Source organism: Streptomyces sp. SAS_270 (assembly GCF_052543295.1).
Genome location: NZ_JBMNDS010000101.1, coordinates 1 through 12,952, shown reverse-complemented (window position 1 = coordinate 12,952; position 12,952 = coordinate 1). Strand labels below are relative to the sequence as shown.

The 12,952-nt window shown below is 73.2% G+C and carries 10 protein-coding genes; 3 read left to right on the top strand and 7 right to left on the bottom strand.

What is annotated here, in order from left to right:
* Positions 1 to 77: 77 nt before the first annotated feature.
* The 3 genes from ACN6LB_RS40630 to ACN6LB_RS40620 form a co-directional block, all read right to left on the bottom strand.
* Positions 78 to 3,227: a carboxyl transferase domain-containing protein gene (locus ACN6LB_RS40630; protein WP_445030262.1), complete on the bottom strand. Its 3,150-nt coding sequence runs from the start codon at positions 3,225 to 3,227 to the stop codon at positions 78 to 80.
* 141 nt (positions 3,228 to 3,368) lie between these two features.
* The gene (locus tag ACN6LB_RS40625) at positions 3,369 to 4,064 is read right to left on the bottom strand and encodes an HAD family hydrolase (RefSeq protein WP_445030261.1); all 696 of its coding nucleotides are present in this window, start codon (positions 4,062 to 4,064) and stop codon (positions 3,369 to 3,371) included.
* A gap of 41 nt (positions 4,065 to 4,105) precedes the next feature.
* Complete coding sequence (locus tag ACN6LB_RS40620; protein ID WP_356136320.1) at positions 4,106 to 4,582, bottom strand: Lrp/AsnC family transcriptional regulator; 477 nt, start codon at positions 4,580 to 4,582, stop codon at positions 4,106 to 4,108.
* A gap of 297 nt (positions 4,583 to 4,879) precedes the next feature.
* On the opposite strand from ACN6LB_RS40620, the gene ACN6LB_RS40615 reads away from it, so the two are divergent.
* A complete protein-coding gene (locus ACN6LB_RS40615; protein ID WP_445030260.1) occupies positions 4,880 to 6,376 on the top strand; it encodes an FUSC family protein in 1,497 nt (498 codons plus the stop codon).
* 153 nt (positions 6,377 to 6,529) lie between these two features.
* On the top strand, positions 6,530 to 7,573 hold the full coding sequence (locus ACN6LB_RS40610) for a lactonase family protein (protein ID WP_445030259.1): 1,044 nt from the start codon (positions 6,530 to 6,532) through the stop codon (positions 7,571 to 7,573).
* A gap of 75 nt (positions 7,574 to 7,648) precedes the next feature.
* Here the strand turns inward: ACN6LB_RS40610 and ACN6LB_RS40605 are convergent, their stop codons facing one another.
* The 4 genes from ACN6LB_RS40605 to ACN6LB_RS40590 form a co-directional block, all read right to left on the bottom strand.
* Positions 7,649 to 8,572 (bottom strand): sirohydrochlorin chelatase, encoded by a 924-nt coding sequence (locus tag ACN6LB_RS40605; protein WP_356136326.1) that lies wholly within the window; start codon positions 8,570 to 8,572, stop codon positions 7,649 to 7,651.
* 247 nt (positions 8,573 to 8,819) lie between these two features.
* Positions 8,820 to 9,848, bottom strand: a complete 1,029-nt coding sequence (locus ACN6LB_RS40600) for an N-acetylglucosamine kinase (protein WP_445030258.1) — start codon at positions 9,846 to 9,848, stop codon at positions 8,820 to 8,822.
* Entirely contained in the window at positions 9,845 to 10,522 is a 678-nt protein-coding gene (locus ACN6LB_RS40595) for a uracil-DNA glycosylase (RefSeq protein ID WP_445030257.1), read from the bottom strand. The genes ACN6LB_RS40600 and ACN6LB_RS40595 overlap by 4 nt, the downstream gene beginning before the upstream one ends.
* A gap of 140 nt (positions 10,523 to 10,662) precedes the next feature.
* Positions 10,663 to 11,748: a WD40/YVTN/BNR-like repeat-containing protein gene (locus ACN6LB_RS40590; protein ID WP_445030256.1), complete on the bottom strand. Its 1,086-nt coding sequence runs from the start codon at positions 11,746 to 11,748 to the stop codon at positions 10,663 to 10,665.
* A gap of 271 nt (positions 11,749 to 12,019) precedes the next feature.
* Here ACN6LB_RS40590 and ACN6LB_RS40585 point away from each other — a divergent pair, with 271 nt between their 5' ends.
* Complete coding sequence (locus ACN6LB_RS40585) at positions 12,020 to 12,607, top strand: Rv1733c family protein (protein WP_445030255.1); 588 nt, start codon at positions 12,020 to 12,022, stop codon at positions 12,605 to 12,607.
* Positions 12,608 to 12,952 lie beyond the last annotated feature (345 nt).

The window sequence follows — 12,952 nt, the reverse complement described above, 5'->3', positions numbered from 1 at the left end:
CACCCTGTGCAGAAAGTCTGGCCGACACGGGACTCGGCAGGCAACGCCCGGAGCGCAGACGTCCCCTGACTGGCCCATCACCAGGTATCGACGAACGACCGCCGCTCGCGAGACGGCCCCTCGCTCCCCTCCAACGCCCGCAGAATCCACCCCCGAGACTCCGCCGGATCAATCACCGCATCGATCTCCAGCGCAGCCGCCGCATTGACCGCCTTGCCGTGCTCGTACAACTCGGCCACCCGCGCCTCGAAGGCACGCGCGCGCTCGTCCGCGTCCGCGATGGCCTCCAACTCCCGGCGATAGCCCAGCCGGACCGCACCCTCCAGGCCCATGCCGCCGAACTCTCCGCTGGGCCAGGCCGCGGTGGCCGCGGGAGCGCGGGTGGAGCCGCCCATCATGGCCATGGCGCCGAGGCCGTACGCCTTTCTCAGGACGAGGCTGACGAGCGGCACGCGCAGGTTCGCGCCGGTGACGAAGAGGCGGGCGAAGTGCCGGACGGCAGCGGTGCGTTCGGCGTCCGGGCCCACCATGAAGCCCGGGGTGTCGCAGAGGGAGACGACCGGGAGGCCGAAGGCGTCGCAGAGTTGCAGGAAGCGGGCCGTCTTGTCGGCCGCGTCACGGTCGATCGCGCCGCCCAGGTGGGCCGGATTGCTGGCGATCAGCCCCAGCGGACGGCCCTCGACGCGGACGAGGCAGGTCAGGATGCCGACCCCGAACGAAGGGCGCAGCTCCAGGACCGAGCCGAGGTCCGCCAGCGCCGCGACGGCCGCCCGCATGTCGTAGGCGCGCCGCCGGTTCTCCGGCACGGCATGGCGCAGCAGCCGCTGGTCCGGCTCCTCCCAACTTCCCTGTGCGCCCTGGAAATATGAGAGGTATTGCCGCGCCACCCGTACGGCCTCCGCCTCGTCGTGGACGGCGATGTCCACGACCCCGTTGGGGACCTGGACCGACAGGGGGCCGACCTCCTCGGGCCGGTACACGCCGAGTCCACCGCCCTCGATCATCGCGGGGCCGCCCATGCCGATCGTGGCCTCGGGCGTCGCGATGACCACGTCGCAGCAGCCCAGCAGGGCGGCGTTGCCCGCGAAGCAGCGCCCTGAGGCGATGCCGACGAGCGGGACCAGTCCGCTGAGGCGGCCCATCCGGTGGAAGGTGGTCACGTCCAGGCCGGCGACGGAGGTCGTGTCCGTGTCGCCCGGTCGACCGCCCCCTCCCTCCGCGAACAGCACCACGGGCAGCCGCCGTTGCTCGGCGAGCTCCAGCATCCGGTCGGTCTTGCGGTGGTTCTGCAGCCCCTGAGTACCTGCGAGGACCGTGTAGTCGTACGACATCGCCACGCACGGCGCGCCGTTGACGTGCCCCGTGCCGGTGACCATGCCGTCGGCGGGAGTGAAGCGGATCAGGTCGTCGAGGGAGCGGCGTCGGCGCTGCGCGGCGATCGCCAGCGCCCCGAACTCGGTGAACGTCCCCTCGTCGCAGAGGTCGTGGATGTTCTCGCGTGCGGTCCGGCGGCCGGTCGAGTGCCGTTTCGCGACGGCTTCGGGGCGGTTCTCGTCGAGGCCGAAGGCGTGACGGCGCACCGCCTCGGCCAGGTCGGGCCGTACGACGTCCGGATCCGCTGTGCCTTCAAGGGCGGCCTCTTCGCCCGGGCCGCCCACTTCGTCCAGCGCCATCAAGGGACGGCCTTCGACGACCGTTTCCCCGACGCGCGTGTGCACGGCGCGGACGACTCCGGAGCCCGGAGCGCTGACGACGTGCTCCATCTTCATCGCTTCGAGGACCAGCAACTGCTGCCCGGAGCGCACGGGTTGGCCCGCCACCACGTCGACGGCGACGACCGTTCCGTTCATGGGCGCGCCCACCGAGCCCCCGGGGGACACCGGCGAGACGTCCGCCTCCACCGGCAGCAGCTCGGGCAGATGCGTCTCCACGAAGCCGGTGTGGCTCCAGAAGCGTGGCTGCTCAAGAAGCGCCCGCAGCAGGGGAATGCCGGTCCGTACGCCCTCGATCCCGAACTCGCCGAGCGCTGTGCGAGCCCGCGCGCAGGCAGCCTCGAAGCCGTTCGGCGCATGGACGACGACCTTGGCGAGCAGTGAGTCGTAGCGGACGCCGAGGTCCGCGCCGGAGCGCGCGGCGGTGTCCACGCGCACACCGGGACCCGTCGGTACGTCGAACCGCGTCAGCCGCCCGGCCGACGGCCGCACGGTCCCGTCGGCCGAGGTCACCTCGGCGTTCACGCGCGCCTGGACAGCGCAGCCACGTGGCGACGGCGGCGGTCCCGAGAGCCCGACGTCCGCCAGCGTCTCGCCCGCCGCCAGGCGCAGTTGTACGGCGACCAGGTCGACGCCGGTCACCGCCTCCGTGACCGTGTGCTCGACCTGGAGGCGCGGATTGGCCTCGATGAAGTGGAACTCCTCGCCCCTGACCAGGAATTCGAAGGTGCCGAGCCCCGTGTGCCGGGTGGCGCGGGCCATGCGCAGGGCACTGGAGAGGAGTTTCTGCCTTGTGGAGTCGGCCAGTTCGGGGGCGGGTGCTATCTCGATCAGCTTCTGGTGGCGACGCTGGGCGCTGCAGTCCCGCTCCCAGAGATGGGTGACGGCGCCGGTGGCGTCACCGAGGATCTGCACCTCGATGTGCCGGGCACCCTCCACCAAGCGTTCCACGTACAACTCGCCGCGCCCGAACCCCTGTTGGGCCTCCGCTCGGCAGCGCTCCCAGGCGTCGTCGAGCTGTCCGGTCGTACGGACGACCCGCATGCCGCGCCCGCCGCCTCCGCCGACCGCCTTGATCATCACCGCCCCGCCGGTGAGGAACTCCCGTGCGTCGTCGAGCGAGGTGGCCCCGTCCGTCCCCGCGAGGACGGGCACCCCGAGTTCCTTCGCGAGCGCGCGGGCGCGGGACTTGTCGCCGAAGAGATCCAGGACCTCGGGGGAGGGGCCCACGAAGGTGATCCCGGCGGCCCCGCAGCTTCGCGCGAAGGCGGCGTTCTCGCTGAGGAACCCGTACCCGGGGTGGAGGAAGGCGCAGCCGGTCGCGAGTGCGACGTCCAGGACCGCGTCCGCGTCGAGGTAGTCCTTCAACGGCACGGCCTCGTCGGCCCGTCGGGCGTGCGCGTCGTCACCTTCCGCGTACACCGCGACCGTGCGCAGCCCTGCCTCGGAGGCGGCACGCAGGACTCGTACGGCGATCTCCCCGCGGTTGGCGACGAGTACGGCGGCAGCGCCCATGAACCCCTCCGGAAAGGCCGTGGCCGGGTCGGCCCCGCCATGCTCATGGACAGTGACACCAACGTCAACAGGCTCCCTGCCTGGCGGGGAGCCCTGGCCGACGGCGTCCTCCGGAAGTCGAGCCCCATTCCCGCGAGGAGATCAGGAGGCGGGCGCAGGGTTCGCGAGCCAGTCGTACGCCGCACGCGCCGTGAACGCCCTCTGGCCGCCGCGCAGCAGCAGCTCGGCCGTCGCGAAGGCGGGGGCGTCGGCCTGTGCGGCGACGTACGGGATCGCGATGCAGCGCATTCCGGCCGCGTGCGCGGCGGCCGCGCCCGGGGCGGCGTCCTCCAGGACGACGCAGTCGGCAGGGGCGGCGCCCAGACGGCGGGCCGCCTCCAGGAAGACATCCGGAGCGGGTTTGCCGTGCGCGACCTCGTCGGCCGAGACCGTGGTGCTGAGCCAGGCGCTCAGGCCCGTGCCCGTCAGGATCGCCTCGATGGCTTCGGGTGACGAGCCGGAGGCCACGGCCATGGGGACACCCTCGCCGGCCAGCAGCTCCACGAACTTCCGCATCTGCGGGTACACGGGCGTGGAGGTGCGGGCGAGCGCCAGATAGCGGTGGTTCAGCTCGGCGAGGAGGTCGTTCTGCGGCGCCGCGATCCCGTAGCGCGTCTTCCAGATCCCGAGCGTCTCCCAGGTGCCGATTCCCACGTACTGCTCGTTGTCGCGCCAGGTGTAGCCGGGGAAGCCGTGGTGGGTGAGCAGTTCGCGCGATGCCTCGTAGTAGTTCGGCTCGCTGTCCACGAGTGTTCCGTCGAGATCGAAGATGACCGAGATACCGCCGAGAATGCTCATGACCTCCAGGATGCCCACGTCCGGCGCCCCGTGGCGCGGGGTCAGCCGCGCGCCGCGCGTCCGATCGACTCCACCAGTGGCAGCAACCGGTGCGGGACGCGTTCGCGCAGGGCCACCTCGGTGCGGGTGCGCACGACGCCCGGGAGGCTGATCAGCGCCTGGATGACGTCCTCCAGGTGTCCGTTGTCCCGCGCCGCGACCCGGGTCAGCAGATCGCCGCCTCCGGTGATCGAGAAGACCTCGATGATCTCCGGCACGGCGGCCAGCGCGTCGCTCACGTCGTCGAGATGGCCCTGCGTGACCTCGATGTGCACGAAGGCCAGCACCGGGTGACCGAGCGCCGCGGGGGACAGGGTGGGGCCCGTGCCGGTGATCACCCCGTCGCGCTCCAGGCGGTCGAGACGGGCCTGGAGCGTGCCCCGCGCGATGCCCAGGACGCGGGCGTACTCGCGCACGCTGGTGCGCGGCTGTTCCAGCAGGAGCCGCAGGATGCGGGTGTCGAGTCCGTCCACGGCCATGGTCCGTTGGCCTCCCTGCGGTCAGAAGTTATTGAGATTGACTGTACCAATGGCTCAGCTCAATCCGATCGAGTTGAGCCACTGCCCCACTCCTGTTTACCTTGTGCGTATTGATGGCGCCGCGCAGCGCAGGACGGCAACGAAGCCGGATTCCGTGCCCGCGGCGCCATTCCCATGTCCTGCACCCGGACGCCACGTCCTGGCCCAGGACTCCCGTGCCCTGAACGGGCACAGCCATGTCCTGAACCGGGACGGACGACGTAGCGAAGTGGGGGCGGGCCGCCGAAGGTGAAGAAGATGTTCATGGCGCCGGATCCGGGACTGGTCCGACTGCGGGTCTCGCTGCGGGCCGTGCTCGGCATCGGCCTCGCGGTGACGGTCTCGGAGCTGGCCGGGTTCTCCCTGTCCGCCTCGATCACGGGCGGGCTCGCCGCGCTCCTCGCGCTGTTCACCGTCGGCGATCCGACGGTGCGCCGCCAGGCAGGCACCACCGCGCTGCTGCCCGTCGTCGGGCTCCCCGTCCTCGCGCTCGCGACCGCGCTGCACGGGGCCCCGGAGCTGCGCGACGCGATCTGGCTCGCGGTGATCTTCTGCGGGGTGTACGCCCGCCGCTGGGGGCCGCGCGGCCATGCGCTCGGCATCTTCGCGTTCATGATGTTCTTCACCACGCAGTTCCTGCACGCCGTCCCCGGGCAGCTGCCGGAGCTGTCCGCGGCGGTGGCGCTGTCCCTGGCCGTCGCCTCGGCCGTGCGCTTCGGCGCGTGGTGCGTCGAGCGGCGCACCCCCCTCCCCGCGCCGCCCGCCCCGCTCGCCGGGCGCGGCCTCGCCCGGCCGGTCACGCGGCAGGCCTTCCAGGCGACCGCCGCCTGCGCCTTCGCGATCGCCGCCGGCCAGGTGCTGTCCCACGAACGCTGGTACTGGGCTGTCGGCGCCGCCTGGTGGATCTTCGTCAACACCACCTCGCGGGGCGAGACCCTCGTCCGCGGCTTCCGGCGCGTCCTCGGAACGGTCACCGGCATCGCGGCCGGCCTCCTGATCGCCGTACCGCTGCACGGCGCTCCGGCGCCCACCGCCGTGCTCGTCGCCGTCTGCGTCTTCGGCATCTTCTACACGGCGGCGCTGTCGTACAGCTGGATGATGTTCTTCGTCACCGTCATGGCGGGCCTGCTCTACGGCCTGCTCGGCGTACTCCACCCCGGCCTCCTCGTGCTGCGCCTCGCCGAGACCGGCGTCGGCGCGCTCGGGGCCGCGCTCGCCGTCGCGCTCGTCCTGCCGATCACCACGCACGCGGTCACTGACCAGTGGGTGCACCGGGCGCTGTACGCGGTGCACGGCTGCACCGCGGCGGCCGCCGCACGGCTCGCGGGCGACGCCACGGCCGACCCTGCGCCGCGCGCGGCCGAGCTCGAAGCACTTCTGGGGCGTGTACGGATGGCGGTGGCGCCCCTGGTGCACCCGCTCCACCCGATCCGGGCACGCAAGACCCGCGCCCGGCAGGTCCTCGCCCTGCTCGACGACTGCGCCCGTGAGGTACGAGGCCTCGCGGCGGTCGCAGCCGACCCGGACGCCTCCCACGACGCACGCCTCACGGCCGCCTGCAGGCGCGTGGAGGCGGCTGTGGAGACGCTGGTCGGGGCGGTACCGGAACGCGCCGCGACAGCGCACGCGGGCGCGCCCGGCCACCACCCGGGCGCCGAGCAGGCCCTCGCCCATCTGCACGGCCTGGAGCGGGCGCTCGCGGCCCTCGCCACGCCCCTGCGCGGCTCCCGCCGCTCCCCGCTCCTCGGCGCCTGACGCCGGGGTATGTGCGAGACGGTGGAGCGCACGCCCGCGTACGTCCAGCACGCGCAGGCATACGCGCGCGCCGACGGTGCCGACATGGTCTAGACCGCTGGCCCTCGACTGCTACCGTCGCCCCGGACAGCGCAGGACGGAGAGGGGACGGCAGTGGCAGAGGGCAGACGGCAACCACGGGCGTTCATCGGCTCGTTCACGGCGGCGGGGGGCCCGGGCGTCCTCACCGCGGCCGTGGACCGGAACGACGGCGCGCTGACCGTGCTCAGCGCGACGGACGGCATCCCCGACCCCTCGTACCTCGCCCTGTCGCCCGCCAAGGACATGCTGTACGCGGTCAGCGAGACCGCCGACGGCGCGGTGGCCGCGTACCGCGTCACCGGAGACAAGGCCGAGCTGGCCGCACCGCCGGTGCCGGTGGGCGGGAGCGGTCCGACGCACCTCAGCGTGCACGCGGGGCACGTCCTGACGGCCAACTACGGTTCCGGCAGCGTCACGGCCGTCCCCCTCCGCGACGACGGCACCCTCTCCGATGCGCCCTCCAGCGTGCTGCGGCACACCGGCTCGGGCCCGCACACCCCGCGCCAGCACGGCCCGCACGCGCACCAGGTGCAGCCCGACCCCAGCGGCCGGTGGGCGGTGAGCGTCGACCTCGGCACGGACTCCGTGAGGGTGTGCACCCTGGACGGCGGAACGCTCACGCTGCACCGCGAGTTCGCGCTGCGTCCCGGCTCAGGGCCGCGTCACCTGGCGTTCCACCCGCGCGGCGAACATGCGTACGTACTCAATGAACTCGCACCGACCGTGACCGCCTGCCGCTGGGACGCCGCCGAGGGCACCCTGCGGCCGGTCGGCGAGACGCCGGTGCTGTCGGGTGTCCCGGACGGCGACGCCTACCCGTCGGGCATCGTTGTCTCGCCCGACGGCCGTTTCGTGTGGACCGCCACCCGCGGCCAGGACGTACTGTCCGTGCTCACGCCCGACGCCGTGGGCGAGGGGCTGCGGCTGGTCGCCACGGTGCCCTGCGGCGGCCACTGGCCGCGTGCCCTGGCCATCGCCCCCTCCGGGCGCTTCCTGTACTCGGCCAACGAGCGCTCCGGCGACGTGACCTGGTTCGTGGTCGACCCGGACACCGGCGTACCGCGCCTCGGCGGCTCGGTGGAGGCTCCGGCGGCATCCTGCGTGGTCTTCGGCTGACCAGCCGCCCGCGTACGGCAGAAGGGCCCGCTCCTACGAGAGGAGCGGGCCCTTCGACGTGCGGCGATCCCGGACTCAGCGAGCCGGCGTGCCCTGCGCCTGCTGCGGGGTGATGCCCAGCACGGTCGTGTACTTGGCCAGCGCGAGCTTGCCGATCGCCGGGTACGGGCCGAGCGCCTCGGCGGCGGAGCAGCCCGCCTCCTTGGCGGCCGCGTCCAGCAGCCCCGCCTCGATCTCCGGGCCGATCAGGTACGGCGCGAGCGCCAGGTTCTGGGAACCCGAGGCGCGCAGCTGCTCGGCGGTGGCCGCGATCGAGCCCTCCTCGTCGAGAGCGGCCGCCATCACCGGCACGGCGAGGCGCGCGGCGAGCAGCATGCCGGTGATCCCGGCCGCCTGCACGGCCTCCTCGCCGCCCACGGAGGCGAGGATGATGCCGTCCGCGGCGGTCGCCACGGTGAACAGCCGGGCGCGGTCGGCGCGCGCGAGACCCGCCTCGGACAGCCGAACGTGCAGCGCCTCGGCGAGCAGCGGGTGCGGACCGAGGACATCGGCGAGGTCGGCGGCGACACGACTCTCCATGACGGCCTGGCGCAGACGGCGCAGCAGCGCGTTGTCCGGTCCGGCAAGCAGCGGCACGACGACGGCGACGGGGCCGTCGGGCTCGGCGGCGTCCACACCGGCGGCACGGGCCTGCTCGTATCGCGCCACACGCTCCTGGGCGGCGCGCGCGAGCACGGACTGCAGCGTGGGGAACTCGGTGTCGTCCCCGTCGAGGTACCCGATGCGGGCGTCAAGGCCGGGGAGCTCGGAGCGCGCGATGCTCACGACCTCCTCGGCGAGGCTGCGCATGGCGGCGCTGGGCGTGCCCGGCACCGCGAGGACGAGCGCGGGCGCGCCCTCGGGAGCCGCCAGGGGCTCCGGACGGCGGTGCCGCCCGGGCTGGCGGGGTCGCGGCATTCGTACAGGCAGGCCGGACGCGGGCCCAGTGGGGGAGCTCATGGCGCCGAATGTTACTGGTTTCCTGGGTTCCCCTGTTCGGGGAGGGTGCAGGTGAGCGGTATCCGTCCGCTTTTGTCTGATGAGTTACGAACCGATCAGAAGTGAGCAGTACGGCACGGGTTACGTGTCCCGGAGGGGGCGACGACCCCCGAATCCCGTTCAGGGTGCATCAACCACAGGTTTCGGCCACTGCTTTCGGTCACGCCGCTCAACCGCTCCGCCTAACCGCTCCGCAGAGCCGCTCTCCTCAGCAGCCGTCGCCGCCGGTTGTGTCACGGGCTTCGGTCACCACGAACAGCATCCGCTCGTCGCGGGGCAGTGCGAGCGCGTCGTTCGCCAGGTCGATGCCGATGTTCACGGCGCCGGCCAGTGGGTCGCCCGCCGCCGGTACCTGCCGTGCGTGCGGCAGCCGCGCCGCCAGCTCATCACGCAGGGGTACGAGAAGGGCATCGCCGATCTTGAACAGCCCGCCGGTGAGGGCGACTTGGGCCTCCGCCGTATCAGGGCAGACCGCGGCCGCTGAGTCGGCCATGTCCTTCGCGGCCGCGCGCAGGATGTCCGCGGCGACCGGATCGCCCCCGGCGCACGCCGCCACTTCGGGGGCGAAGGCGGCGAGCACCGCGGGCCGGTCGCTGCGTGGGTACACCTTGCCCGGCAGACCCGGCATCGGTCCGAACGCCGCCTCGGCGCGCGCCAGCAACGCCGGAGATCCGCCCGGGCGCCCGTCGAAGGCCCGGGCGGCCGCCTCCAGCCCGGCCCGGCCGATCCACGCCCCGCCGCCGCAGTCGCCGAGCAGATGACCCCATCCGTCGGCTCTGCGCCAGCTCTCCAGGTCCGTACCGACCGCGATCATGCCCGTTCCGGCGGCGATGACGGCACCCGGCCGGGAACCGAGCGCCCCCGAGTACGCCGTGACCGCGTCGGCGACCAATGCCAGCCGCCGTACGCCCAGTTCACGCGCCAGCGCCGAAGGCAGTCTCGCGCGCAGCTCGTCGCCGAGTGTGGCCAGTCCCGCGGCCCCGATGACGACAGCCGCCGGCGCGTCGACCCCGGCGTCGGCCATCAACCGTCCGGCCATCGGCAGGAGTTGCTCCAGCAGATGCCCGGCGTCGATACCCCGCGGCCCCGTGCGCACCGGTTCCTTGGACACGAGCGGGGCCGAAATGGGCGCACCCGCGTCGTCGCGGACGGCGAGCACGACGCGCAGACCCGACCCGCCGGAGTCCACTGCCAGCACACCGGACACCACGCCGGGCGCCGCACCGGAGTGCGTCACGGCAGGCGCCAGTCCACCGGCTCCGCGCCCTGCCTGGTCAGCAGCTCGTTGGCACGGCTGAAGGGGCGGGAGCCGAAGAAGCCGCGGTCCGCCGACATCGGGGAGGGGTGTGCGGACTCCACCGACGGCAGATCGCCGAGCAGCGGGCGCAGATTGCGCGCGTCGCGACCCCACAGGATCGACACCAGCGGCCGCCCGCGGCCGGCCAGCGCGCGTATCGCCTGCTCGGTGACCTCCTCCCAGCCCTTGCCGCGGTGTGCCGCAGGGCTGCGCGGGGCCGTGGTGAGCGCCCTGTTGAGCAGCAGCACCCCCTGCTGCGTCCACGGCGTCAGGTCACCGTTGGACGGCGGGGCCAGCCCGAGGTCGGTGTTGAGCTCCCGGTAGATGTTGATCAGGCTGCCCGGCAGCGGCCGTACCTCCGGCGCGACGGAGAAGGACAGACCCACCGCGTGTCCCGGGGTGGGATACGGGTCCTGCCCCACGATGAGGACGCGGACCTCGTCGAAGGGCTGCTGGAAGGCCCGTAGGACGTTCGCCCCGGCCGGGAGATAGGTGCGCCCGGCGGCGATCTCCGCGCGCAGGAAGTCGCCCATCTCGGCGATCCGCCCGGCGACGGGTTCGAGGGCCTTCGCCCAGCCCGGTTCGACGATTTCATGCAACGGTCGTGGTGCCACGGGCGTCACCCTACTGCCGTACACACGGCGGAGATCACCCGGTGGCCGAAGAGCGACCGGGATTGACCGACGAGTCGACGAACAGGGCGCCTCCCGGACGGAGAGCGTGACTTCATGGTCGATCGTTCCCCCCGATCGCCTCAGCCGACGACCGCGGCGCGCACGCAGAGCACATCCGGCAGGTGCGCGGCCAACTGCTGCCAGCTGTCCCCGTCGTCGGCCGACGCGAACACCTCGCCGTTACGGTTGCCGAAGTACACGCCCGCCGGGTCCGCGCCGTCCGTGTACATCGCGTCCCGCAGCACCGTGCCGTAGTGGTCCTCCTGGGGGAGCCCGGCCGAGAGCGGCTCCCAGCTCTTGCCCGCGTCCGCCGTGCGGTAGACACGACATCGGTGGTCGGCCGGGACGCGGTCCGCGTCGGCGTTGATCGGGAAGACGTATGCGGTGTCACCGCGGTGCGGATGGGCGGCCGCGGCGAACCCGAACGTGGACGGCAGGCCCTCACCGATGTCCGTCCAGTGAGCGCCCGCGTCGTCGCTGCGGTAGACCCCCCAGTGGTTCTGCAGATACAGGCGGTCCGGTGTCGCCGCGTCCTGGACGACCTTGTGCACGCACTGGCCGAACTCCGGGTCGGGGTCGGGCAGGAACACCGCGGATACACCGGAGTTGGACGGCGTCCAGCTCTCTCCTCCGTCCTTGGTGCGGAACACCCCGGCCGTGGACACGGCGACCGTCACGGCCCGCGGGTCGCGCCGGTCGGTGAGCACGGTGTGCAGGCCCTCACCGCCACCGCCCGGCACCCACCGGGAGCGGGTGGGGTGCTCCCACAGCGGGCGCACCAGCTCGAAGGACTCGCCCCGGTCCTCGGAGCGGTACAGCGCGGCCGGCTCCGTGCCCGCGTACACCACGTCCGGTTCGGCTGCCGCCGGGTGCAGCTGCCACACCCGCTCCAGCGAAGCCCCTGTGTCCTTGGGGAACTTGACGGCGGGCCGGGCCGGTTCGGTCCAGGTCCGGCCCAGGTCGTCGGAGTGGAAGACGGACGGGCCCCAGTGCGCGCTGTCACCGCCGGCCAGCAGCCGCGGGGTCTTGCCGCGGGTGTCGATGGCGACCGAGTACACGGCCTGCGCGTTGAAGTACGGACTTTCGTCGAACTCCCAGGCCCCGCTGCGGCGCCGCCCGATGAACAGCCCCTTGCGTGTGCCTACGGTGAGCAGAATGTCGGCCATGCCGACCACCTCCGCGACGTCGTTGTCTCAGGTACGGGCCAGTCTGCACCTCGGCACTGACAGTCACCTCTGGGTGCGGCATCACAGCAGGTCGGGGCGGGTGCGTCGGGGCGCCTGCGGGGTGGTGCCGGGTCCCCGCCGAACGCGGGCACGGGGCGCTGGGGCCGACGCGACGGACGTGTCGCCGGTCACGCCGTGAGCATCGAGCGCGCCGGCCGCGTATGGGAGGGCGACGGGGCATGTCCGTGCGGTCGTGAGGAGGATGCCATCCATGGCGGCATTCCGTGGTCCGAAAGTGTGGCTGTGGCGATGGCGGCGCAATCCGCTGCGGCGTCCCGGGGACGCGCTGGAGGCGTGGATCATGCTCGCCGCCTGGACACTGACCGTGCTCGGCGGAGTGCTCGGCGGCCTGCTGGCGACGCAGAACGTGGAACACGGCCTCGCCCGGGAGCGGGCGGAGTGGCACACGGTCCCGGCCCGGCTCACGGAGAACGCCCCGACCACCTCCACTCCGGGCGCTCCGGGATCCGGCGGCGACATGGTGTGGGCGAAGGTGCACTGGAGCGCGCCGGACGGGTCCGCCCGCAGCGGCCAGGCGAGGGTCTTCGCCGGTAGCTCCCTGGGCACCACGGTCACCGTGTGGACCGACCGCGAGGGCCAACTCGTGACCAGGCCCGCCACCCCGTCCCAGGCGCGGCTGCGGGCCTCGCTGGTGGGTGTCCTGGTGGGGGTGAGTGTCGCGGGTGTCCCCTTCGTCGGCGGGCGGCTCGTGCGCGGCCGGCTGGAACGGCGGCGCCTGGAGGAGTGGGACGCGGAGTGGGAGCGCGTGGACCCCTTGTGGGGGCGCAAGACGATCTGACAGGACGCCGGTCGGGGAGCGGACGGGCTGGGCAGAGACGCAGGGGGCACCGAGTCGGCGCAGGGCCGAGCGGGCCCGGGTCGGGCCGATCGGCCCCCTGTGCGACCCGGCCCCGCGCGCGACGCTGGCAACGGACAAGCTCCTGCGGCGGCTTCGCCCACCGGCCGACCACGAACCCGGCCCGGGGGACCGCCACGGAGCGAGGAGCGTGCCATCGGGTGCGGGTGCCCGGGACGAAGACGGGTACCCGGCCTGCTCCGTGCGGTACATCCGAGCGCCGGCCCGGGTCGGGCCGATCGGCCCCCTGTGCGACCCGGCCCCGCGCGCGACGCTGGCAACGGACAA

Coding starts and splice junctions, on each gene's coding strand:
- ACN6LB_RS40615 (WP_445030260.1), top strand. CDS start 4,880: ATGTTCATGGCGCCGGATCCGGGACTGGTCCGACTGCGGGTCTCGCTG.
- ACN6LB_RS40605 (WP_356136326.1), bottom strand. CDS start 8,572: ATGAGCTCCCCCACTGGGCCCGCGTCCGGCCTGCCTGTACGAATGCCG.
- ACN6LB_RS40620 (WP_356136320.1), bottom strand. CDS start 4,582: ATGGCCGTGGACGGACTCGACACCCGCATCCTGCGGCTCCTGCTGGAA.
- ACN6LB_RS40585 (WP_445030255.1), top strand. CDS start 12,020: ATGGCGGCATTCCGTGGTCCGAAAGTGTGGCTGTGGCGATGGCGGCGC.
- ACN6LB_RS40630 (WP_445030262.1), bottom strand. CDS start 3,227: ATGGGCGCTGCCGCCGTACTCGTCGCCAACCGCGGGGAGATCGCCGTA.
- ACN6LB_RS40590 (WP_445030256.1), bottom strand. CDS start 11,748: ATGGCCGACATTCTGCTCACCGTAGGCACACGCAAGGGGCTGTTCATC.
- ACN6LB_RS40625 (WP_445030261.1), bottom strand. CDS start 4,064: ATGAGCATTCTCGGCGGTATCTCGGTCATCTTCGATCTCGACGGAACA.